We start from the raw sequence: 21,518 nt of genomic DNA on the forward strand, positions 1-21,518 counted from the left end.
ATGTCCGATTCCGGAGGCTGATCCCATGTCCTCGCCCACCACCTCCCGGATGCCCCGCGAGCAACGCCGCTCGCAGCTGCTGCGACTGGCCACCGAGGTGTTCACCGAGAAGGGCTACCAGGCCACCTCGATGGACGACATCGCCACCGCCGCCGGCGTCACCAAGCCCGTCCTCTACCAGCACTTCCGCTCGAAGGAGACCCTCTACGTCGAGGTGCTGGACGTGATCGGCGAGGCGATGCTCGTCGAGGTCCGCGACATGGCCGGGCGCGGCGGCGACGCCGAGGACCGGGTCGGGCTCGGACTGCGCCGCTTCTACGAGCTCATGGCGCTGAAGAACTCGCTGCGCCTGTTCACCGGTCACGAGATCGTCTCGGACGAGGTCAAGGAGCGGGTCACCCGGATCCTCGACGAGATGTCGATCGAGCTGGCGGGGGTGCTGACCTCCTATCGCGCGCTGAGCACCGGCCAGGCGAGGATCCTCGGCCGGGGCCTGATCGGCATCGCCCAGACCACCGCCCAGCAGCTCCACGACGCCGCCGCCGACGACGAGGAGCGCGACGAGATCCTCAGCACCGTGACCGCCGTGGTGGTCAACGGCCTGACGGGCTTCACGCCGGTGGAGCAGACCGGCGCCGGGCGGGCGGACGCCGACGACCCGGCGCCCGAGCAGGGCGCCTCCCGCTCCTGAGCACGGGCTCGCCCCTGGCGGACGGGACGCGGTTCCGCCCGCGGCGTACGCGCGCCGGAGCGCCCCGGGGTCCACGTAGACTCGCCGTGAACAGCACTCCCGTCTCCGCCCGTGAGCGGAGGGAAGGTCAGGTCATGGAGATCCGCATCGGCATCCAGCACTCCCCCCGCGAGCTCGTGATCGAGTCCGACGAGAACGCCGAGGCGGTGCTCGAGCGCCTGGGCGCCGCGGTCGCCGACGGCAGCCCGGTCACCCTGGTGGACGACAAGGGCAAGAAGGTCCTGATCCCCGGCGCGAAGCTCGCCTACGCCGAGGTCTCCACCGAGGAGCCCCGCCGCGTCGGCTTCCTCGGCTGAGGAATTGACCACCCCCGAGGAGCCGGACCCCGCGGACGACGCCGCGGGAGCGGCAGCAGCGGGAGGGACCGGGTCCCCGGACGACGCCGGCCCCACCGGGACCGACGGGTCCGCGCAGGACCGCGAGGACGAGCACCCCGCGCAGTCGGCGCCGACGGACGAGGCGAGAGCCCGCCGTCGGCGCCGTCGCCGTGCCCGGGCGCTGCAGGTGACCGCCACCGCCGTGGTCGCGGTGCTCGGTGCGATCCTCGGACTGCAGCTGGTGCCGGACTCGAAGGTCGAGGTCGGCCCGCTGACCGCCTCGGTGCACGTGCGCCCCTCCCTCTCCTCGGACACGGTGCTGCTGCTGCCGCCGATCGGCGAGGTCTCCTTCGACACCCACACCGCGCCGGTGTCGATCGAGGCCCGGGTCAAGGGCGTCGACGTCGAGAAGGCCGAGGCGCTCTTCTACTCCGACACCGGCTTCGCCGAGCTGCAGAGCACCGCCCCGGAGCAGATCACCGCGGCGGCCGCCCGGAACGCCGCGATGAACGCCCTGTTCGCCGCCGTCGGCGCTGGCCTCGCCGTCGGCCTCACCTTCCGCCGGGTGCGCCGCTCGCTGGTCGCGGGCGGCAGCGCCGTCGCGCTGGTCGGCGTCTCCGTCGGCGCGACCGCGGTGACCTTCTCCCCCGCGGCCCTGACCCAGCCCCGCTTCGAGGGGCTGCTCTCCCAGGCCGCGTACATCGCGGACCTCGGCGAGGCGACCGCACAGGACTACGCGAGCTATCGCGACACCCTCGCGGAGTTCGTGGGGCAGGTCTCGGCGCTGTACATCGCGGCGGACAGCCTGCCCGTGGGCCTGGACCAGGAGAACCTGGTCACGGTGCTGCACGTCTCCGACATCCACGACAACCCGCAGGCCTACGACGTGATCGAGCAGCTGCACACGCAGTTCGCGATCGACGCCGTGATCGACACCGGCGACATCGTCTCCTGGGGCACCCCGGTCGAGAACGAGCTGCTGCACCGGATCGGCACGCTGGACGTCCCCTACGTGTACATCAGCGGCAACCACGACGGCGCCGCGGCCGCAGCCACCATCGAGGAGCAACCGAACGCCACCGTGGTCGACAACGAGGTCGTCGAGGTGGCGGGCCTGACGATAGCCGGGATCGGCGACCCCCGCTTCGCGGCCGACGACGACTCCGACATCGGCAGCGGCTGGCAGGAGGGCAAGGACGCGGTCGCCGCCAGCGCCTTCCAGCTCGGCGACACGATCGAGGCGCACGACGAGGCCCATCCCGAGGACCCCGTCGACCTGGCGCTGCTGCACGACCCGACCCAGCCCGAGGGACTGCTGGGCCGTGCCCCGCTGGTGCTCTCCGGGCACATGCACACCTCGAAGGTCGAGCGCGACCGCGAGGGCTCCGGGACCGACTGGCTCACGGCCGGCTCCACCGGCGGCGCCCTCGCCTCCGGAGGCGTCGCCCCGGTGCTTCAGGGCGATGACCCGCTGGACCTCACCGCGCGGATGCTCTACTTCGACCGCGAGACCGGCCGCCTCGTCGCCTACGACGACATCACCATGGGCGGGCTGGGCCTGGTCTCCGTCTCGATCCACCGCTCCCAGATGCCGCAGGAGGAGACCGAGCTCGAGGTGCCCGAGGGCGCCGAGACCCCCGACGGCACCGTCCCGCCGGAGCAGGAAGTCTCCCCCGGCGAAGGCCTGCCGGACGAGGACCGCGTCACCCCCACCGATCCCGTGAGCCCCGCGCCGGGCGCGAGCGACGGCGGCGAGGGGTAGACCGCAGTCCCGCGCGGTGAGGATGCCCCGAGGGCTACCATGGCCGTGCACATCCATGACCAGAGAGTTGAACGGTGCCTGAAACGATCCCGCACACCGATGAGGCCGTGTCGGCCTCCCCCGCCGTCGAGCAGAGCTCCGGCACCACCGACCCGCAGCAGACCTTCGCCGACTTCGACGTCCGCGCCGACATCGTCGAGGCCCTCGCCGCCAAGGGCATCACCACGCCCTTCCCGATCCAGGCGCTGACCCTCCCGGTCGCGCTCCGCGGCCGCGACATCATCGGCCAGGCCAAGACCGGCACGGGCAAGACCCTCGGCTTCGGCATCCCGCTGCTGCAGAGCTCCGTCGCCCCCGGCGAGCCGAACCCCGACGACCGCCCGATCGGAAAGCCGCAGGCCCTCGTGGTGCTGCCCACCCGCGAGCTCGCGGTCCAGGTCGCCCACGATCTCGAGACCGCCTCGGCGAAGCGTCCGATCCGCATCCTCACCGTCTACGGCGGCCGCGCCTACGAGCCGCAGATCGAGGCGCTCGAGAAGGGCGTCGAGGTGGTCGTCGGCACGCCGGGCCGCCTCATCGACCTGATGCGCCAGAAGCATCTCGACCTCTCGCAGGTGCGCACCGCGGTGCTCGACGAGGCCGACGAGATGCTCGACCTCGGCTTCCTCGAGGACATCGAGAAGCTGCTCCAGGCGGTCCCCAGCAACCGTCAGACGATGCTGTTCTCCGCCACGATGCCGGGACCGATCATGGCGCTGGCACGGCGGTTCATGAAGCAGCCCACCCACATCCGCGCCCACGACCCCGGCGACGAGTCCCGCACCAAGGCGGACATCAAGCAGGTCGTCTACCGCGCGCACCAGCTCGACAAGATCGAGGTGATGGCCCGCGTGCTGCAGGCCCGCCGCCGTGGCCTGTCGATCATCTTCATGCGCACCAAGCGCCAGGCCGACCGGGTGGCCGGCGACCTCGCCGACCGCGGCTTCGCCGCCGCTCCCCTGCACGGCGACCTCGGCCAGGGAGCCCGCGAGCAGGCCCTGCGCGCCTTCCGCAACGGCAAGATCGACGTGCTGGTCGCGACCGACGTCGCCGCCCGAGGCATCGACGTCACCGACGTCACCCACGTCGTGAACTGGAACTGCCCCGACGACGACAAGACCTACCTCCACCGCACCGGCCGCACCGGCCGCGCGGGCAAGAAGGGCACCGCGATCACCTTCGTGGACTGGGAGGACCTGGCGCGCTGGGCCCTCATCGCCCGGCAGCTGGGGCTGGAGTCGACCGAGGCGGTGGAGACCTACTCGACCTCCGACCACCTCTTCACCGACCTCGACATCCCCACCGACGCCAAGGGCACGCTGCCCAAGGACAGGCGCACCCGCCAGGGCCTGGACGCGGAGGAGATCGAGGACCTCGGCGGTCCCGACTCCTCCGGTCGCGCCCCGCGCGAGGGCGGCCGCGGCGGCCGTGACTCCGATCGCGGGGGCCGTGGTGGCCGTGACGGCGGCCGTGGTGGTCGCGACGGCGGTCGGGGTGAGGGCCGTGGGCGCGGCGAGGGCCGCTCCCGGGGCGAGCGCCGCGGCCGGGACGAGGAGTCCCGCGAGCAGACGGCCGACACCGAGAGCGGCGGCCGCACCCGTGGCGAGCAGGACGGCGAGAAGCCCCGCCGCACCCGCTCGCGCTCCCGCACCCGCCGCGTGAACGGCGAGGTCGTCGCCGAGCAGAGCACCGGTGCCGAGTCCTCGTCGACCGGCCCCGAGGACAAGGGCGGCTCCTCCGAGTCCGCCGGCGGCTCCTCGAACCGTCGCCGTCGCTCGCGCGGCGGCCGCGGCCGCAGCCGCGGCGGGTCGTCGAACGGCGGCTCCGAAAGCTGAGCCCTCCGACCTGACCGACGGGCCCCGACACGATCGATCGTGTCGGGGCCCGTCGGCATTTCGGCGCCCGCCCTGTCCGGGCCGCCCCGTCCACGCCGCGCGGGGCGGCGCCGAGCGGCTCCGGCGCCGAGAGACCCGGACCGTGGCCGCAGCGTGGGCGGAGACTCAGGGCCTGATGACGCGGGTCCCGCTCGTCGCGCGGCGCTCGATCTCCGCGAGCACCGCAGGATCGGTGAGGTTCTCGGCGAGCAGGTTCGGCTTGCCCGTGCCGTGGAAGTCGCTGCCGCCGGTGACCAGCAGGTCGTGCCGCTCGGCGAAGCTCTGCAACCGCTCCCGCTCCGCGTCGTCGTGCTCGCGGTGGTGCACCTCCACGCCGTCGAGCCCTGCCTCCACGAGCTCCTCGAGCAGCTCGACCGGCAGGTCGTCGTCGCGGGTGACCGAGCCGGGATGTGCGATCACGGAGACGCCGCCGGCCTCCCGGATCGCGGCGACCGCCTCGAACGGCGAGGGCGCGTAGTAGGGCACGTAGTAGGGGCCGGACCCGCGCAGGATCTCCGCGAACGCCGCCGACCGGTCGGGCACCACCCCGGCCGCGACCAGGGCGTCGGCGATATGGGGCCGGCCGATCACGGTCTCCTCCCCCGCCACCTGGGCGAGCACGCCGTCCCAGGTGAGGGGGTGGTCGCGGCCGATCAGCTCGACCATGCGCCGGGCCCGCTCGATGCGGGAGGAACGCGCCTCCGCCATCTCGGCGGCCAGCGCCGTGCCCTCGGAAGGGTCCACCAGCAGAGCCAGCAGGTGCACGCTGCGGTGCCCGTGCTCGGAGGAGACCTCGATCCCGGGCACCGCCGCGACGCCGGTGGCGGCGACCGCGGCGGGCAGCTGCGGCCAGCCCTCGACGGTGTCGTGGTCGGTCAGGGCCAGCACATCCAGCCCGACCGCCTGGGCTTGCGCGAAGAGGTCCGGCACCGAGGTCGTCCCGTCCGAGCACGTGCTGTGCCCGTGGAGATCGATGCGCTGCCTCGCGCCGGAGTAGGACCGCTCACTCATGCGCCCAGGGTAGACCGAGGCGTGAGAACATCGTGGGGTGAGCACCGAGAACACCGACACCAGCACCGACGCCACCACCAGCGGGGACCGGATGAAGGACCTCGCCTCCCGGGGAGACTCCCGCTCGCAGCGCCCCGACAACGCGGCGTTCCGCGAGTTCATCGCCTCCGGCTGGGACGAGACGGTGCCGGACGCCGAGCGGCGCGAGTCCGCGGACTTCACGCCGGAGCGTCGAGACGCGCTGGTGCGCCGCCTGCCGGGGACGCGGCTGGTGCTGCCTGCCGGCGTGCTGAAGGTGCGCTCGAACGACACCGACTACCCCTTCCGCCCCGACACCGCTTTCGCGTACTACTCGGGGCTCGGCACCGACGAGGAGCCCGACAGCGTGCTCGTCGTCGAGCCGTCGGCGGAGGACCCGACGGTCTCCGTCGCGACCTACTTCTTCCGGCCCCGCGCCGGCTTCGACTCCAGCGAGTTCTACGCCGACTCCCGCTACGGCGAGATGTGGGTGGGCCGCCGCCCCACCGTCGCGGAGGCCTCCCAGCGGCTCGGGATCGAGGTGCGCCACATCGACGAGCTGCGCGACCACCTCGCCAAGGACGTGGGCGCCCAGCTGTCGCTGTCGATCGTGCCCGAGGTCGACGCGTCGATCGAGGCGATGGTCCAGGAGATCCGCTCCCAGAACGGCCTGCCCGGCGGGGACGAGGCCGCCGCCGAGAACGCCGCCCTGCGCGAGGCGGCCAGCGAGGCCCGGCTGGTCAAGGACGAGTACGAGGTGCGCCAGATGCGCCTGGCCGTCGAGGCGACGCTGCGCGGCTTCGAGGACGTCATCCGCAACCTCCCCCAGGCCGTCGGCCATCCCCGCGGCGAGCGGGTCATCGAGGGCGTCTTCGCGGCCACCGCCCGCGCCGACGGCAACGGCGTCGGCTACGACACGATCGCCGCCGCCGGCGACCACGCCTGCACCCTGCACTGGACCCGCAACGACGGCGCCGTCCACCCCGATGAGCTGGTGCTCGTCGACGCGGGCGTCGAGATCGACTCGCTCTACACCGCCGACGTCACCCGCACCCTCCCCGTCTCGGGCACCTTCTCGCCCATGCAGCGCAAGGTCTACGACGCGGTGCTCGAGGCCGCCGACGCCGCCTTCGCAGTCGCGCGCCCCGGCCTGCGCTTCCGCGAGCTGCACACCGCCGCGATGAAGGTCCTCGCCGCCCGCCTCGAGGAGTGGGGCCTGCTGCCCGGCACCGCCGAGGAGTCCCTCGCCCCCGAGGGCCAGTGGCACCGGCGCTGGATGCCGCACGGCACCAGTCACCACCTCGGCATGGATGTGCACGACTGCGCCCAGGCCCGCCGCGAGATGTACCTCGACGCGGAGCTGGTGCCCGGGATGGTCTTCACGATCGAGCCCGGCCTGTACTTCAAGGAGAACGACCTGCTGGTCCCCGAGGAGCTGCGCGGGATCGGCGTGCGCATCGAGGACGACGTCCTCGTCACCCAGGACGGGGTCGAGAACCTCTCCGCCGGAGCGCCCCGACGTGCCGAGGACGTCGAGGCCTGGATCGCCGAGCTGCGCTCGTGAGCACCTCCGCGGCGCCCCGCTTCTACGCGGCGAGGCTCGTCGGCACCTCCGTCTTCGACCCGATCGGGGACGCGGTGGCGACGGTCCGCGACGTGGTGGTGGTGCCGCAGACCCGCAGCAGCGCCCGCGCCGTCGGGTTCGTGGTCGAGGTCGCGGCGAAGCGGCGCGTGTTCCTGCCGATCACCCGGGTCACCTCCATCTCCCCCGGCCAGGTGATCTCGACCGGGGTGCTGAACGTGCGCCGCTTCGAGAAGCGCACCGGCGAGCTGCTGGTGCTCGGCGACCTGCTGGACCGGGTGGTGACCCTCTCCGACGGTTCCGGCGAGGCGACCGTGCTGGACATCGCCCTGGACCAGGACCGCCACCGCGACTGGACGATCTCGCGCCTGCATGTGCGCCGGCGCCGCGCGGGCGGGTCGCTGGGCCGGCTGGTCTCGCGCGGCGAGACGCTCACCGTCGACCTGCGCGAGGTGACGGGCCTGTTCGGCACGCAGGCGGAGCAGTCCGCCCACCTGCTCGCCGCCTCCTACCAGGACCTCAACCCCGCCGACCTCGCCGAGATCATCCAGGAGCTGGAGGCCAAGCGCCGGATCGAGCTGGCCGGGGAGCTGGCCGACGAGCGGCTCGCCGACGTGCTCGAGGAGCTGCCCGAGGACATCCGCGTCGAGGTCGTCACGGGCCTGGACGCCAAGCGCGCCGCCGACGTGCTGGACGTGATGGACCCCGACGACGCGGCGGACCTCGTCCAGGAGCTGCCCGATGCGGTCGCCTCCCAGCTGCTGAACCTGATGGAGCCCGAGGAGGCGGAGGACGTGCGCCGCCTGATGGCGTACGACGAGTACACCGCCGGCGGCATGATGACGACCGAGCCGCTGATCGTCTCGCCCGAGACCCCGGTGGCGCACTGCCTGGCGATGATCAGCCGCGAGGCGATCCACGCCGCGCTCGCCTCGACCGTGCACGTGTGCCGCTCCCCGCTCGAGACCCCGACCGGCCGCCTGCTCGGGATCGTGCACTTCCAGCAGCTGCTGCGGGAGCGGCCCGACCGTCCCGTCGGCGAGATCATCGACCAGGACCGGGTCGCCGTCTCCCCGACGGTGCCGCTGTCGACCGTGACCCGTGAGATGGCGACCTACAACCTCGTCTCCATCCCGGTGGTCGACGACGACGGACGCCTGCTCGGCGCGGTCACCGTCGACGACGTGCTCGACCACGTGCTGCCCGACGACTGGAGCGAGCAGGACGACGAGCCCCCCGCGACGACCGGGCAGATCGACCTGTCCGAGATCGCGCGGGCCACCGCGCGCGACAGCGGCGAGGAGGGCTGAGGATGGCGGAGAAGAACGTCGACCCTCTCGACGACCCGGCGCCCCGTCGTCGCGGCCGCCTGCGCAACCCCCTGCGCGGCGACGCCTTCGGGCGCGGTGCGGAGGGCTTCGCGCGCATGATGGGCACGCCCGCCTTCCTGGTGGGCATGACCCTTTTCTGCGCGGTGTGGCTGACCTGGAACTCGCTCGCCCCGGAGTCCGCGCAGTTCGACCCGCGCGCCCTGAACTTCACCCTGCTCACCCTGATCCTCTCGCTGCAGGCCTCCTACGCCGCTCCCCTGCTGCTGCTCGCGCAGAACCGGCAGGACGACCGCGACCGCGTCCAGGCCGAGCAGGACCGCCAGTCCAACGAGCGCAACCACGCCACCACCGACTTCATCACGCGCGAGATCGCCTCGCTGCGCCTCGCCCTCAACGACGTCGCCACGCGCGACTTCGTGCGCGGCGAGCTGCGCGACCTCCTCCAGGAGCTCGAGGAGGCCGGGCCGGAGACGGACCGCCCCGAGGCGCCCGCGCTGGACGACCAGAGCCTCCGCGCGATCCTGCGCGAGGAGGTCGAGGCGGCGCTCGAGCGCCGCACCGGGAAGGAGCAGGACCCCCAGTGACGACACCGGAGACGCCCGCCCAGGGCGCGACCGAGGCCCCCTCCGATGAGCGCGTGGAGCGCATCCATGAGGCGCTGAGCGGGGTCATCGACCCCGAGATCCATCGCCCCATCACCGAGCTCGGCATGGTCGGGTCCGTGGACGTGGACGCCGAGGGCATCGCCCGCGTGCACGTGCTCGTCACGATCGAGGGCTGCCCCATGCGGGACCGGATCGAGCGCGAGACCGCCGAGGCGACCGCGACCGTGCCGGGCCTGTCCCGCGTCGAGGTCACCACCTCCGCGATGACCGAGGAGCAGCGCCGCGAGCTCACGAACCGGCTCCGCCAGGGGCGCCGCCAGATCCCCTTCAACCAGCCAGGCTCCCTCACCCGCATCTTCGCGATCTCCTCCGGCAAGGGCGGGGTGGGCAAGTCCACCGTCACCGCGAACCTCGCCGCCGCGATGGCGGCCGACGGGCTGCGCGTCGGCGTGATCGACGCGGACATCCACGGCTTCTCGATGCCGGGCATGTTCGGGATCACCGATCAGCCCACGAAGGTCTCCGACCTGCTCATGCCGCCGGTCGGGCACGGCGTGGCCGTGATGAGCATCGGCATGTTCGTGCCCGAGGGGCAGGCCGTGGTGTGGCGCGGCCCGAAGATGCACCGCGCGATCGAGCAGTTCGCCTCCGACGTGTTCTGGGGCGACCTCGACGTGCTGCTGCTGGACCTCCCGCCCGGCACCGGCGACGTCGCGATCTCGGTCGCGCAGCTGCTGCCCGGCGCGAAGATGGTCGTGGTGACCACGCCCCAGCAGTCCGCCGCCTCCGTCGCCGAGCGGGTCGGCTCCCTCGCCGCCTCCACCGAACAGAAGATCGCCGGGGTCGTGGAGAACATGGCGGGCCTGACCCTGCCCGACGGCTCCGTGATGGACGTCTTCGGCAGCGGCGGCGGCGACCGGGTCGCCGCGACGCTCGCCGAGGCCGTCGGCGAGCAGGTGCCGGTGCTGGGCCGTGTGGGCCTGGACCCGGCGCTGCGCGAGGGCGCGGACCGGGGCATGCCGCTGGTGGTCTCCGCTCCCGACTCCCCCACAGCGCAGGCGCTCACGGGCGTGGCGCGCTCGCTGACGCGGTCCCCGCGGGGACTGGGCGGGATGAAGCTGCCGCTGTCGGTCGCGCGGCACTGAGCCGTCCAACGCATCACGCCGGGTTCCGTCGCGCCACCATGCCGTCGGGCATCGACGTGGAGGCCGGACGCTCAGCGGCGCCGGCCGGCGAGCGCGTGGCTCACGTGGCCTCGTCGTCGAAGGGTGCGCGCTTGGGGCCCTCGTCCTTGGCGGCCGAGCCCGAGCGCTTCTTCGCGCCCTTCGCGGCGCCCGCCGCGGCCGCGCCGCCTGCCACGGACATGGCCTCCTTGCTGGGCAGCAGCTCCTCGATGTCGGTGTCGCCCCAGGCCTCGCGGATGATGCGGCGCGGATCGTACTGGCGCGGGTCGTACTTCTTGAGGTCCTCGATGGCGATGCCCATCTCGTCCTCGACCGTCGAGCGCGAGTCGTCCACCCAGCGGCGCGCCTTGCGCACCCACTGGACCAGCGAACGGGTGACCTCGGGCAGCCGCTGCGGGCCCACGATCACGAGGAACACGATGAGCAGGACGACGATCTCCCACCCGCCGAGGCCCATGAAGCCGGTGCCGCCCATTGTCCACCTAAACGTCTCGAGGTCCGCTGCTGCGGGCCCATTATTGCATCGCGCCCCCTGGGAACGGCGCACGGACTGCGCGTCGCCCGCGCGGCTGTCGTAGGATCGGCCCGTTCACAGGCATGCGGCGAGAGGAAGCGGAGATGTCGTCGGGAAAGGTGGCCTCCTGGGCCCACGGCGAGGAGTTCGTCGACGAGGCGGACCTCTTCGCCGACGACGGCGTCCTGGCCCGCGCCCGCGAGCGCGGCAACGAGCTCGGCGCGCCGCCCGTGCTGCCGGGAGCGGGCGCGCTGATGCGGCTGCTCGCCGCGGCGGTGCAGGCCCGCTCCGCGGTCGAGATCGGCACCGGCAGCGGCGTCGGCTCCCTGTACCTGCTCGCCGGTATGCACCCCGACGGGGTGCTCACCACGATCGATCCCGAGGTCGAGAACCAGCGCGCGGCGCGCGAGGCGTTCGCCGAGGCGCGGATCCGCACGCCGCGCGTGCGGACCATCGCCGGTCAGCCGCGCGACGTCGTCGGCCGGCTCACCGATCACGCCTACGACCTGGTCGCCTTCCCCGCCCACGCCCCGCACGCGGAGGAGCTGCTCGAGCACGCCCGGCGCCTGCTGCGCCCGGGCGGCGTGCTGGTCATCCCCCACGCCCTCTTCCACGACCGGGTCGCGGACCCGGCCGCGCGCGATGCCACCACCCGGGCGGTGCGGGGCCTGCTCCGCGCGGTCTCCGAGGCGGAGGACCTCGTCCCCGCGCTCACCGGCAGCGGCGACGGCGTGCTCGCCGCGGTGCACCGCCCCCGCAGGGGCTGAGAGCCGGCGCTCCGACAGCATCGGCCCCGCACTCGTCGAGCGGGTGCGGGGCCGATGCCGGCGGCGAGCTGCTTACTTGATCACGCCCTCCAGGGCGTCCCGCAGCTCCACGGCTTCCGATGCGGCGATCTCGACGACCAGACGGCCGCCCCCCTCGAGCGGGACCCGCATGATGATGCTGCGCCCCTCCTCCACGACCTCGAGCGGACCGTCACCGGTGCGCGGCTTCATAGCAGCCATGGCGTGCCTCCTAGATGTGTCGCTGCCCCTGAGTCGCTCCCCCGGACGGGGCCTCTGGCAGCGCGCGTACGGTGGCCATTATCTCAGGTCTTCGGGAGTGCTCGCACGTCGCGTCCGACGAGTCGTCCGACGAGGCCTCTGCGGAAGCCCGATCCCGCCGCCCAGGCGGCCCGTCGCCACACCCACCATGAGCACCGCGACCACGAGCGCCACCAGCAGCAGGAGCAGCACCATCGGGCCGACGGCGGTCACGAGGCGTCCACGACCTCGTCCTCCGCGGAGGTGCGGTGCTCCCCCGCCGCCGGCCCCTCGTCGTCGCCGCGGATCGCCTCGCCGAGCGCGGCCAGGGCCTCCTCGGCGGTGTCCACCACGCGCACGAGGTCCAGGTCGGCCAGGCTGATCATCCCGCGGTCCACGACCGCCGAGCTCACCCAGTCCAGCAGGCCCTGCCAGTAGTCGCGGCCCACCAGGATCACGGGGAACATGTCGATCTTGTGGGTCTGCATCAGGCACAGCGCCTCGAACAGCTCGTCGAAGGTGCCGAAGCCGCCGGGCATCACCACGAAGCCGCTGGAGTACTTCACGAACATCGTCTTGCGCGCGAAGAAGTAGCGGAAGTCGACGCCGAGGTCGACGTAGGGGTTCAGCCCCTGCTCGTGCGGCAGCTCGATGCCGAGGCCGACGGAGACGCCGCCCGCCTCCTGAGCGCCGCGGTTGCCGGCCTCCATGATGCCGGGGCCGCCGCCGGTGATCACGGCGTAGCCGCGCTCGGCGATGCCCGCCCCGATCCGCCGCGCGCACTCGTAATCGGGGTGTCCCTCGCCGAGGCGTGCGGAGCCGAAGATCGAGATCGCCGGGCCCAGCTCGGACAGCGCCCCGAAGCCCTCGACGAACTCCGACTGGATCCGCAGCACCCGCCACGGATCGGAGTGCACCCAGGCTCCCGAGGCGGACTCCTCGAGCAGACGCTGGTCGGTGGTGCGGTCGGGCCGCTGGGCGCCGCGCAGCGTGACGGGGCCCTTGCGGTGGTGCTCTCGTTCCTCCGGTGTCATGGCGCGATCGTAACGGCCCGGGCCCCTGCGCGCGGGACCGCCCGGGCTCAGGCCCCCAGCAGGTACCGCCGCAGTCCCTCGAGCGCGCGGTTGAGGTCGTCGACCGGGACGTGCTCGTCGTCGGTGTGGGCCAGCAGCGGGTCGCCGGGCCCGAAGTTCACCGCCGGGGTGCCGAGGGCCGAGAAGCGGGAGACGTCGGTCCAGCCCTGCTTCGCGGCCAGGGGGACCTCTCCCCCGAGCGCGGCGAGGAAGTCGCGGGCGGCGGCGGTGTCCAGGCCCGGCAGCGCGCCGGGCGCCGAGTCGGTCACCTCGATCTCGAGGTCCAGGCCCGCGAGAACCTCGCGCACATGCGCCTCGGCCTGCTCGACGCTGGTGTCCGGGGCGAAGCGGTAGTTCAGGGTGGCGCTCGCCCGGTCGGGGATGACGTTCCCGGCGATCCCGCCGGTGATCGCGACGGCGTTGAGGCACTCGCGGTACTCGAGCCCGTCGATCACCGCGCGGCGCGCCTCATAGGCGGCGAGCCGCTCGAGCACGGGGGCGAGGTGGTGGATCGCATTCTCGCCCACCCAGTCGCGGGCGGAGTGCGCGGCGACGCCGCGGGCGGTGACCTCGAGCTTCATGGTGCCCTTGCAGCCGCCCTCGACCCCGGCGGAGGTGGGCTCCCCGAGGATCGCGAAGTCGGCCTCGAGGAGTTCGGGGTGCTCGGCGGCGAGGCGGGTGAGGGAGTTGTCGGCCGCGGCGACCTCCTCGTGGTCGTAGAACAGCCAGGTGAGGTCCATCGGCGCGTCGGCCGCCTCGACGGCGAGCTTCAGCATCACTGCGACGCCGCCCTTCATGTCGCAGCTGCCGCGGCCGACGAGCTCCTCGCGGCCCTCGCGGAGACGCCTCGAGGAGGGGAGGTTCGCGGCGACCGGGACGGTGTCGAGATGGCCGGCCAGCAGCACGCGCCGGTCCCGGCCGTGATGGGTGCGGGCGATGACGGTGTCCCCGTCGCGCAGCACCTCGAGGTGCGGGGCGTGCGTGCGCAGCGCCTGCTCGACGGCGTCGGCGAGCGCCTGCTCGTTCCCGGAGACCGACTCGATGTCGACGATCGCGGCGGTGAGGTCGACGATGTCGGCCGACGGGTCCAGGGCGGGGGCGGTGCGCGTGCTCATGTGCGACATCGTGCCACGCCCGGATGGCGGCTCATTCCGCGGCGAGCGCTCCCCCGGCGCGGGCGAGGCGCACCGCGACCGCCTCGGCATGGCGCAGCAGCTGCGGGGAGGTGCCCGGCTCGGCGGTGATCGCGGAGCCCGGCTGGGCGGTGGAGACGGGGACCCCCACGAGCAGGCGCCGCTCGTAGACGGTGTCGTCGGTGCCGATCGGGGCGTAGAGCCCGTCGACCGCGATCGAGCCGGTGAGCATGCGGCGGCGGGAGCCGCGGGAGGCCCAGTGGTCCTTCTGCGCCTCGCCGCGCTCGCGCCAGGCGCCGAGCAGGGCGGAGCGGTAGGCGGGCAGGTCCACGGGCGGCAGATGCGCCTCGAGCACTCCGTCGCACAGGGTCACGGACCCGTCCCCGCCGCGCACCGCGAAGCGACCCGCCTCCTCGTCGATGTCCAGGTGCATGCGCGGGCCGATGAAGCGCACCAGCCCCGCCGCCTCGAGCGCGAGCACCTGCCGAGCGCGCAGCACGGGCGGGCCCGAGGCCCAGGAGGCGAAGGCGTTGCGGAGGTGGCCGTCGATGTCGCGGCGCACCGACTCGGTGGTGTACGCGCCGAGGTCGATGAGGCGGTTGACCTGCATCCGCAGCGCGATGAGCACTCGGTGGACGAGCACCCATGCGGGATCGGGCGCGGTCGCGGCGGCGAGCGCGGAGGCGAGCACCTCGCGGGTGCGGCGGTGGGCGTCGGCGCTGTCCCCGCCTCGGCGGCCGAAGGGGAACAGCAGGTGGATCAGCGCCTCGTCGCTCGCGAGTTCGGCGTGCCCGGCCCCGCGCAGGGCGCGGCGCAGCTCGGCGAGCATCAGCGGCATCACCTCCCCCTCGTGGTCCACGCCGGCCGAGCGCACCGCGAGCTCGAGGACGCGCTCGCTGGTGAGGACCTGCAGCGGGTAGGGGCTCAGCTGCTCCTGCGGCAGGTCGGGCTTGGGGCGGTAGACCATGCCGGAGCGGGAGCCGATCACGAGCACGGGCTCGGCGCCGCCGGGCACGTAGCGCAGTCCCGCCTCGGTCTCCGGGGCCTCCTCGAAGCGTCCGCCGGCGGCGGCGGTGAGCATCCCGATCGCGTCGTAGAAGTTCAGGCCCATCCCCTGCACGGCGACCGCCTCGCGGCCGAGCAGGGCGGCGTAGTCGACCTCGAGCGGGTTCGCGGGGCCGAGGTGGACCAGGCCGTGCCGCTCGGCGGCGTCGGCGAGCTGCTGGGAGCGGGGGCCGAGCGCGGTGGGCAGGTGGCCGAGCGCGAGCGCGACCGCGTCGGCGCGCAGCACGCGCCCGTCCGAGAGGCGGATCCGCTGGGGCCCGTCGGCCGGGCCGGTGACGTCCACGGCCTCGGCGGGGTGCAGCACGATCCGCAGCCGCTCGGGGTCCGCATCGGCGAGCGCGGTCTCGAGCACGTGCGCGAGATAGCGGCCGTGCGCGGCGCGGGAGGCGAAGTCGGAGGGACCGAGCCCCTCCGCTGCCAGGTGGTCTGCCAGGCTCTCGTGGTGCGGGACGGGCAGCAGCGGATGGCAGGACTCGTCCGGGTACAGGGTGGTCTGGCAGGTGGTGGTGTTCATGAGCAGCACCTCGGGCTGGTCATGGCGCCACACGGCCCCGCCGCGCCCGACCTGCGGGTCGACCAGGTGCACGGTCAGCGGCCCCTGCCACGCCTCCGTGGTCGACGCCGCGACCAGCCGCTCCACGATCGCGGTGCCCCGGGGGCCCGCCCCGATGACGACGACGGTGCGGACGGGGTCGGCGGCGTGGGTCATCCCCCCAGTATGCGGCGCGGCGCGGAGCCTTCGGTCCGTGCGCGCCGTCTGGGACGATGTCCCCATGTCGTCGACGTCGCCGAGACACCTTCCGCCGCGCGCGAGCTCCGGACCCCTCACCGGGGTCCTCTTCGGGCAGGCCGCGCGGCTGCGCGCGGTGGTCAACGCAGATCTGCTGCCGCGTGAACGCGCCGCGGCGGATGCGCTCGTGCTCACCGCCTGGCTCAGCGCCGCCCAGCGCGAGCGCTATGCGCCCTCCCTGCGCGCCCCGGGCTCCGTCGAGGAGTTCGCCGAACGCCTGGCCGACGAGCGCCGCGTGGTGCTCGAGGAGGGCGCGGACCCGGTCGCGGACGAGGTCGGCGCCGCGGCCGAGGCGGAGCGAGGAGCACGGCAGATCCCGCTGCGGCTCCTCGAGGGGGCGCTGCTGCTCGGCGCGCTCGTCTGCGTGGTGCTCACCGTGCTGCGGAGCCTGGACGCCGCGGATCTCTCCAGGCACCTGGCCGCGGAGGCGGGTCCGCTGCTCGGCGGGATGCTGGCGTGCCTCGTGCTCGCCGCGGTCGTCGGCGCGGTCGCGACGCGCCGCCGGGACCGGACGCTGCTGGACTGGGCCGTCTCCCGTCCCGGTCAGCTGGGGCGCGGGCTGCCGCTGCGCAGGCCGCTGCAGGGCGAGTCCGCGGGGCCGGTGGTCCTCGGATCCCTGGGCCCGGCGCTCCTGCTCGGCGCGGGAGTCCTCGCGATCGTCGCCGGCGCCGCGGTGCTGCTGCTCTCGCTCATGCTGCGCGCCGAGATCGTCGCGACCGAGCAGGCCCCGGCGCTGCTGATCGGCGGGGTCATCGCCCTGGTCGCCGCGACCGCGGCGGTGTACCTGGGCGGGCGGCGCCGCGAGCGGAGGGCGCGACGGGTCCGTGCCAGCGAATGGATCGGACCGGCGCCGCAGGACGAGGTGCCGCCGGCGGTGTGAGGCGTGGTGCGGTCGGGGAGGCAACCTCGTCCCCTCATTCCGGGACGGAGTAGCCCCTCTCCCGGGCGTGACGCTCCCAGCGGGAGGAGACGGGCAGGCGGCGCAGGTCGCGAGCGAGCAGACCGATCACCACGCCGAGCGCGAGCACCGCGGCGAAGAGCAGCAGCGTGGTCGTGCTGCCGGCGACCTCGAGGCCCCAGCCGGCGAGCGCGGGCGCGAAGGTCATCACGCCGAGGGACACCAGGCGCATCAGCGAGCTGATCCGGCCCTGCATCGCCACCGGTGTGATGTGGGTGAAGAACCCCTGCCCGGAGGCGTTGAAGGCGGGCAGGCCGATCCCGATCGCGGTGTAGCACAGCGCGATCCACACCATCGAGGGCGCCACGGGCAGCAGCACGCCGACCAGGGTCATCAGGGCGACGGGCGCGATCGCGAGCACCCCCGTCGCCACCGTGTCGACCAGGCGCGGGGCGAGGAAGGCGCCGAGCAGGATCGAGGCGGCCAGCGCCGTGTTCAGCAGGCCGATGCGGGAGGCGGACACCCCCTGGTCCGCGAGGTCCAGCATCACCGTGAACAGCAGCCCGTTCGCGCCGAGGTTCACGGCGGAGGAGACGGCGAGCATCTGCAGCCGGATCGGCTGGGTGCGGATCCAGGCGAGGGCCTCGCGGAGGTCGTCGACCACCTTCGTGGGCGGGGAGCCCTCGGCCCTCGGCCGGTAGCGTCCGCGCATGCTCAGCGTCGCGAGGACCGAGCCGACGTTCCCCAGCAGGTGCACGAGCGGCGGGAACACGATCGACAGTCCCAGCAGCGCACCGCCGACGGGCCCGGAGGCCATCTCGACCGCGGCCTCGCGGCCCTGGTTCACCGACACGGCCCGCGGCAGCTGCGTCACGGGCACGATCTGCTTGAGCATGGCGTTGGAGGCGCTGCCCAGCGCCGTCTCCCGCAGACGGTCCAGGAAGGCGAGCGAGGCCAGCAGCACAGGACCGGCCCATCCGCCCAGCAGCACCACGACCAGTGCGAGCTGAACGACCGCGCCCGTGATCCCGGCGAGCAGGCGCAGCCGGCGGCGCTCGATCCGGTCGGCGAGCAGGCCGCCGGGGATGAGACCGACGACCGCGCCGAGTCCCTGCACCAGGGCGACCAGCCCCGTCGTGCCGAGGGACTGGGTGACCATGAAGGTGATCAGCGGGAAGGCGAAGGCGCCGATGCCGGTGCCGATGTCGAGCAGCAGGTCGCCGAGCAGCCACCGCAGGTACTCGCCGTTGCGGTGGAGCGGGGCATGGCGGGGCGCGTGCGCGTCGTCGCCGTCGGTCATCCGCTCACCGCTCCCCCGGACATCGCGGTCCCTCCCGTTCGGGGCGTCTCGTGCCCCGCGGTGTGCTCTTCACCGCGCCCGGGCGGGCGCGTGCTCCCCAGCTGGGTCAGGATTCGTAGACTCGGCCCATGACATCCTCGATATCCGAGTCTCCCGTCACCGCCGCCTGGGGCATCGCGCTCACGACACTCGGGGCCGACGGTTCCGTCCTCGATGCATGGTACCCCTCGCCGCAGCTCGGCGAGGCTCCCTCCGACCCCGCCGGCCATCCCCTCCACGCGCAGCTGGCCGCCGCCGCACGGGCCGACGAGGTGCGCGGCACCACCCAGGAGGTCGTGGTCCGCGCGATCGACCTGACGGCCGCCCCGGCCGATGCGGCCGACGCCTACCTGCGCCTCCATCTCCTCTCCCACCGCCTGGTCCGCCCGAACTCCCTGAACCTCGAGGGACTCTTCGGGTCGCTCACCAACGTCGTGTGGACCACCGAGGGACCCTGCGCGGTCGCAGGCTTCGAGGAGACGCGCCTGCGCCTGCTCGCGGCGGGCCGCACCCCGACGGTCCTCTCGGTGGACAAGTTCCCGCGCATGGTCGACTACGTGCTGCCCGCCGGCGTGCGGATCGGCGACGCGGATCGCGTGCGGCTCGGCGCGCACCTCGCCGAGGGCACCACCGTCATGCACGAGGGCTTCGTGAACTTCAACGCCGGCACCCTCGGCGCCTCGATGATCGAGGGCCGCATCTCCCAGGGCGTCGTGGTCGGGGACGGCTCCGACGTGGGCGGCGGCGCCTCCACCATGGGCACCCTCTCCGGCGGCGGCACCGAGCGCGTCAGCATCGGCCGGCGCTCCCTCGTCGGCGCCGAGGCCGGGATCGGCATCGCCCTCGGCGACGACTGCGTGGTCGAGGCGGGGCTGTACGTCACCGCCGGCACGAAGGTCGAGCTGCTCGGCGAGCCCGGCGCCGAGGCCCAGGGCCCGCACGTGGTCAAGGCGCGGGAGCTCTCCGGGGTGCCGAACCTGCTCTTCCGCCGCAACTCGCTGACCGGTGCGGTGCAGGCGGTGGCCCGCGCGGGCCAGACCGTCGAGCTCAACGCCGCCCTGCACAGCAACTGAGACGCAGCACCTGAGAGACGGAGGACCGCGAGGATGGCAGCAGGCTCCCGTGCGCGCGGCCGCGCACGCGGCCGCGTCGGCCGTCACCTCGCGGTCCCTCTGGTCATGGTGCTGGTCTTCGGCGGGATCGCGGGCGGCAGCTATCTCGCCCTGGAGCGGTACGGCTCCCCCGCCCACGAGGGCACGTGCGTCGCCTCGGGGCTCGGCACCAGCCACCGCTACACCACCGATCGGGTCGCGAACGCGGCGCTGATCAGCGCGACGGCGGTGGATCGGGGCATGCCGCCGCGGGCGGCGTCGATCGCGCTGGCGACCGCGTACCAGGAGTCGCAGCTGCAGAACATCGACTACGGCGATAGGGACTCGCTGGGCCTGTTCCAGCAGCGGCCCTCGCAGGGCTGGGGCACCGAGGAGCAGATCATGGACCCGGTCTACGCCTCCAACGCCTTCTTCGACGTGCTCGAGACCTACCCCGACTACATCAGCGCCGACATCAACGACATCGCCCAGCAGGTGCAGCGCTCCGGGCATCCCGAGGCGTATCGCGACCACGAGACCGAGGGTCGGCTGTACGCCTCGGCCCTGACCGGCCAGTCCGGCGCGAACCTGCTGTGCACCCTCGACGAGGTCGGCGCGACCGCCTCCCCCGAGCAGCTGCGCGGCGAGCTCGCGCGGCAGTTCCCCCGCGCGACGGAGTCCGGGCGCATCACCGCCTCGCTCGACTCCGCCGCCGGGGCCGCCCCGCAAGTGCCCGAGGGCGCCGGCGCGACGGCGCTCGTGCTCGACCCGGGCGGCGACGAGACGCTGGGCTGGTCGCTCGCGAACTGGGCCGTGGCCCGTGCGGCCGACGACGGGGTGGTGCAGGTCAGCTACCGCGGCCGGGTCTGGGACCGCACCGCCCACGGCGAGGAGGCCGGGGCATGGGGCAGCGCCGAGGGCGGCGATCCCGAGCGGGTGGTCGTGCTGGTCAGCGGCCGCTGAACCCGCTCAGTGCACGGTGAGGCCGCGGGCGCGGAACTGCTCTCGCACCCGTTCGACGACCTCCGTGGACGGCGGCTGCGCGTCCCGCAGCCGGTACTCCATCCCGAGCACGTCCCACTTGTCCTGGCCCATGTTGTGGAAGGGCAGCACCTCGACGCGCTCGACCACGTCCTGCCAGCGCTCGACGATGTCCGCGACCTTCTCGACGTTCTCCGCCGCGTCGGTCCACTCCGGCACGACCACGAAGCGGATCCAGATCGCGATGCCGGCGCGGGCGAGGCGGTCGCCGAAGTCGATCGTGGGCTGCAGCTCCCGGCCGGTGAGGCGCTTGTAGCTCGCCTCGTCGCCGCTCTTGACGTCCAGCAGCACGAGGTCGACGTCGGCGAGGAGCTCGTCCTTCGCGACCGCGCCGAGATACCCGGAGGTGTCGATCGCGGTGTGGATGCCGAGCTCCTTCGCGGCGCGCAGCACGTTGCGGGCGAAGGCGGGCTGCATGAGCACCTCGCCGCCGGAGAGGGTGATCCCGCCGCCGGTCGCGCGGAACACGCGGCGGTAGCGGCGCAGGAGCCGTTCGATCTCCTCGAGCTCGACGTCCTGGCCGCGCCGCATCTCCATGGTGTCGGGGTTGTGGCAGTAGACGCAGCGCAGCGGGCAGCCCGCGAAGAAGATCGTCAGCCGGGTGCCGGGGCCGTCGACCGCGGTGACCAGCTCCCAGGAGTGGACAGAGGCGAGGCGGCCCTCCCGGATCGCGGCGAGGCGGCCGCTGCGGTCCAGCTCCGCCTCGGCCATCCCGTCGATCCCCGCGCCGGCCCGCCGGTTCTCGACGGGCCGGCCCAGCAGGTCGATGCTCTGCGTCATCTGCGCTCTCGTCCCCGTGCTCGCTGTGCTCTGTCTGTTCTGTGTGCTCTGTGCGCCGGCTGCGCCCGCGCGCCGCTCAGGCGCCCTGGTGGAAGGTGCGGTCCAGGACGTCGAGCTGCTGCTCGCGGGTGAGCTTGACGAAGTTCACCGCGTAGCCGGAGACGCGCACGGTGAGGTTCGGGTAGTCCTCCGGGTTCTCCATCGCGTCGACGAGGGTGTCCTTGTTCAGCACGTTGATGTTGGCGTGGAACAGGCCGGTCTCGGCGTTGTTCGCGGCCCGGCTGGCCTTCATGGA

Annotated in this window: 20 protein-coding genes and 1 pseudogene; 12 read left to right on the plus strand and 9 right to left on the minus strand. The window is 73.5% G+C overall.

Annotated features, from left to right (window positions below; all coding sequences use genetic code 11):
• The first annotated feature begins 25 nt into the window (after nt 1–25).
• From DS079_RS01220 to DS079_RS01235, 4 genes are all read left to right on the plus strand, one after another.
• Nucleotides 26–691: a TetR/AcrR family transcriptional regulator gene (locus tag DS079_RS01220; protein ID WP_126984493.1), complete on the plus strand. Its 666-nt coding sequence runs from the start codon at nt 26–28 to the stop codon at nt 689–691.
• An 86-nt stretch (nt 692–777) separates the two neighbouring features.
• Nucleotides 778–1,047 (plus strand): DUF3107 domain-containing protein, encoded by a 270-nt coding sequence (locus DS079_RS01225; RefSeq protein WP_434176803.1) that lies wholly within the window; start codon nt 778–780, stop codon nt 1,045–1,047.
• 4 nt (nt 1,048–1,051) lie between these two features.
• Nucleotides 1,052–2,830, plus strand: a complete 1,779-nt coding sequence (locus tag DS079_RS01230) for a metallophosphoesterase family protein (RefSeq protein ID WP_164736059.1) — start codon at nt 1,052–1,054, stop codon at nt 2,828–2,830.
• Between the two features lie 74 nt (nt 2,831–2,904).
• Nucleotides 2,905–4,704, plus strand: coding sequence for a DEAD/DEAH box helicase (locus DS079_RS01235; RefSeq protein WP_126984494.1), 1,800 nt, complete (start codon nt 2,905–2,907; stop codon nt 4,702–4,704).
• A gap of 165 nt (nt 4,705–4,869) precedes the next feature.
• On the opposite strand, the gene DS079_RS01240 is transcribed toward DS079_RS01235, so the two are convergent.
• Nucleotides 4,870–5,754, minus strand: coding sequence for a PHP domain-containing protein (locus DS079_RS01240; protein WP_126984495.1), 885 nt, complete (start codon nt 5,752–5,754; stop codon nt 4,870–4,872).
• A gap of 37 nt (nt 5,755–5,791) precedes the next feature.
• Between DS079_RS01240 and DS079_RS01245 the strand changes: the two genes are divergently transcribed.
• From DS079_RS01245 to DS079_RS01260, 4 genes are read left to right on the plus strand one after another with little or no spacing between them, the layout of a single operon-like run.
• Complete coding sequence (locus DS079_RS01245; protein WP_126984496.1) at nt 5,792–7,336, plus strand: aminopeptidase P family protein; 1,545 nt, start codon at nt 5,792–5,794, stop codon at nt 7,334–7,336.
• Nucleotides 7,333–8,664, plus strand: a complete 1,332-nt coding sequence (locus tag DS079_RS01250) for a magnesium transporter MgtE N-terminal domain-containing protein (protein ID WP_164736060.1) — start codon at nt 7,333–7,335, stop codon at nt 8,662–8,664. The genes DS079_RS01245 and DS079_RS01250 overlap by 4 nt, the downstream gene beginning before the upstream one ends.
• A gap of 2 nt (nt 8,665–8,666) precedes the next feature.
• Nucleotides 8,667–9,269, plus strand: coding sequence for a DUF1003 domain-containing protein (locus DS079_RS01255; protein WP_062949354.1), 603 nt, complete (start codon nt 8,667–8,669; stop codon nt 9,267–9,269).
• Entirely contained in the window at nt 9,266–10,435 is a 1,170-nt protein-coding gene (locus DS079_RS01260; protein WP_126984497.1) for a P-loop NTPase, read from the plus strand. The genes DS079_RS01255 and DS079_RS01260 overlap by 4 nt, the downstream gene beginning before the upstream one ends.
• A 100-nt stretch (nt 10,436–10,535) precedes the next feature.
• On the opposite strand, the gene DS079_RS01265 is transcribed toward DS079_RS01260, so the two are convergent.
• Complete coding sequence (locus DS079_RS01265) at nt 10,536–10,949, minus strand: twin-arginine translocase TatA/TatE family subunit (RefSeq protein WP_010551469.1); 414 nt, start codon at nt 10,947–10,949, stop codon at nt 10,536–10,538.
• 143 nt (nt 10,950–11,092) lie between these two features.
• Between DS079_RS01265 and DS079_RS01270 the strand changes: the two genes are divergently transcribed.
• On the plus strand, nt 11,093–11,755 hold the full coding sequence (locus tag DS079_RS01270; RefSeq protein WP_070499577.1) for an O-methyltransferase: 663 nt from the start codon (nt 11,093–11,095) through the stop codon (nt 11,753–11,755).
• A 72-nt stretch (nt 11,756–11,827) separates the two neighbouring features.
• Here the strand turns inward: DS079_RS01270 and DS079_RS01275 are convergent, their stop codons facing one another.
• The 4 genes from DS079_RS01275 to DS079_RS01295 form a co-directional block, all read right to left on the minus strand.
• Nucleotides 11,828–11,995, minus strand: coding sequence for a DUF3117 domain-containing protein (locus DS079_RS01275; protein WP_010551467.1), 168 nt, complete (start codon nt 11,993–11,995; stop codon nt 11,828–11,830).
• A gap of 248 nt (nt 11,996–12,243) precedes the next feature.
• The gene (locus tag DS079_RS01285) at nt 12,244–13,047 is read right to left on the minus strand and encodes an LOG family protein (protein WP_010551466.1); all 804 of its coding nucleotides are present in this window, start codon (nt 13,045–13,047) and stop codon (nt 12,244–12,246) included.
• Between the two features lie 47 nt (nt 13,048–13,094).
• Entirely contained in the window at nt 13,095–14,201 is a 1,107-nt protein-coding gene (gene dapE, locus DS079_RS01290; protein WP_164736061.1) for a succinyl-diaminopimelate desuccinylase, read from the minus strand.
• Between the two features lie 31 nt (nt 14,202–14,232).
• Complete coding sequence (locus DS079_RS01295) at nt 14,233–15,993, minus strand: FAD/NAD(P)-binding protein (RefSeq protein WP_126984499.1); 1,761 nt, start codon at nt 15,991–15,993, stop codon at nt 14,233–14,235.
• A 64-nt stretch (nt 15,994–16,057) separates the two neighbouring features.
• Here DS079_RS01295 and DS079_RS01300 point away from each other — a divergent pair, with 64 nt between their 5' ends.
• A complete protein-coding gene (locus DS079_RS01300; protein ID WP_241237509.1) occupies nt 16,058–16,954 on the plus strand; it encodes a hypothetical protein in 897 nt (298 codons plus the stop codon).
• Nucleotides 16,955–16,988: 34 nt separating this feature from the next.
• Here DS079_RS01300 and DS079_RS01305 read toward each other — a convergent pair whose 3' ends face one another.
• Nucleotides 16,989–18,272, minus strand: a complete 1,284-nt coding sequence (locus tag DS079_RS01305) for an MFS transporter (protein ID WP_126984501.1) — start codon at nt 18,270–18,272, stop codon at nt 16,989–16,991.
• A gap of 128 nt (nt 18,273–18,400) precedes the next feature.
• Here DS079_RS01305 and dapD point away from each other — a divergent pair, with 128 nt between their 5' ends.
• Together dapD and DS079_RS01315 are read left to right on the plus strand one after the other, a co-directional pair.
• Entirely contained in the window at nt 18,401–19,384 is a 984-nt protein-coding gene (dapD, locus tag DS079_RS01310) for a 2,3,4,5-tetrahydropyridine-2,6-dicarboxylate N-succinyltransferase (protein ID WP_126984502.1), read from the plus strand.
• Between the two features lie 33 nt (nt 19,385–19,417).
• Nucleotides 19,418–20,365: a hypothetical protein gene (locus DS079_RS01315; protein ID WP_126984503.1), complete on the plus strand. Its 948-nt coding sequence runs from the start codon at nt 19,418–19,420 to the stop codon at nt 20,363–20,365.
• A gap of 6 nt (nt 20,366–20,371) precedes the next feature.
• Here the strand turns inward: DS079_RS01315 and pflA are convergent, their stop codons facing one another.
• The gene (gene pflA / locus DS079_RS01320) at nt 20,372–21,223 is read right to left on the minus strand and encodes a pyruvate formate-lyase-activating protein (protein WP_126984504.1); all 852 of its coding nucleotides are present in this window, start codon (nt 21,221–21,223) and stop codon (nt 20,372–20,374) included.
• A gap of 76 nt (nt 21,224–21,299) precedes the next feature.
• Nucleotides 21,300–21,479, minus strand: a pseudogene (locus tag DS079_RS01325) (glycine radical domain-containing protein); the annotation flags it as partial.
• Nucleotides 21,480–21,518: the final 39 nt, after the last annotated feature.

Origin of the sequence: Brachybacterium paraconglomeratum (assembly GCF_003994255.1) — a bacterium.
Taxonomy (GTDB): domain Bacteria; phylum Actinomycetota; class Actinomycetes; order Actinomycetales; family Dermabacteraceae; genus Brachybacterium; species Brachybacterium conglomeratum.

What these genes read in the sequence shown, in the direction of transcription:
- DS079_RS01295 (WP_126984499.1), bottom strand. Translation starts at nt 15,993, where the DNA reads ATGACCCACGCCGCCGACCCCGTCCGCACCGTCGTCGTCATCGGGGCG.
- DS079_RS01275 (WP_010551467.1), bottom strand. Translation starts at nt 11,995, where the DNA reads ATGGCTGCTATGAAGCCGCGCACCGGTGACGGTCCGCTCGAGGTCGTG.
- DS079_RS01315 (WP_126984503.1), top strand. Translation starts at nt 19,418, where the DNA reads ATGGCAGCAGGCTCCCGTGCGCGCGGCCGCGCACGCGGCCGCGTCGGC.
- DS079_RS01265 (WP_010551469.1), bottom strand. Translation starts at nt 10,949, where the DNA reads ATGGGCGGCACCGGCTTCATGGGCCTCGGCGGGTGGGAGATCGTCGTC.
- DS079_RS01285 (WP_010551466.1), bottom strand. Translation starts at nt 13,047, where the DNA reads ATGACACCGGAGGAACGAGAGCACCACCGCAAGGGCCCCGTCACGCTG.
- DS079_RS01220 (WP_126984493.1), top strand. Translation starts at nt 26, where the DNA reads ATGTCCTCGCCCACCACCTCCCGGATGCCCCGCGAGCAACGCCGCTCG.
- DS079_RS01240 (WP_126984495.1), bottom strand. Translation starts at nt 5,754, where the DNA reads ATGAGTGAGCGGTCCTACTCCGGCGCGAGGCAGCGCATCGATCTCCAC.
- dapE (WP_164736061.1), bottom strand. Translation starts at nt 14,201, where the DNA reads ATGAGCACGCGCACCGCCCCCGCCCTGGACCCGTCGGCCGACATCGTC.
- DS079_RS01255 (WP_062949354.1), top strand. Translation starts at nt 8,667, where the DNA reads ATGGCGGAGAAGAACGTCGACCCTCTCGACGACCCGGCGCCCCGTCGT.
- DS079_RS01300 (WP_241237509.1), top strand. Translation starts at nt 16,058, where the DNA reads ATGTCGTCGACGTCGCCGAGACACCTTCCGCCGCGCGCGAGCTCCGGA.
- pflA (WP_126984504.1), bottom strand. Translation starts at nt 21,223, where the DNA reads ATGACGCAGAGCATCGACCTGCTGGGCCGGCCCGTCGAGAACCGGCGG.
- DS079_RS01270 (WP_070499577.1), top strand. Translation starts at nt 11,093, where the DNA reads ATGTCGTCGGGAAAGGTGGCCTCCTGGGCCCACGGCGAGGAGTTCGTC.
- dapD (WP_126984502.1), top strand. Translation starts at nt 18,401, where the DNA reads ATGACATCCTCGATATCCGAGTCTCCCGTCACCGCCGCCTGGGGCATC.
- DS079_RS01305 (WP_126984501.1), bottom strand. Translation starts at nt 18,272, where the DNA reads ATGACCGACGGCGACGACGCGCACGCGCCCCGCCATGCCCCGCTCCAC.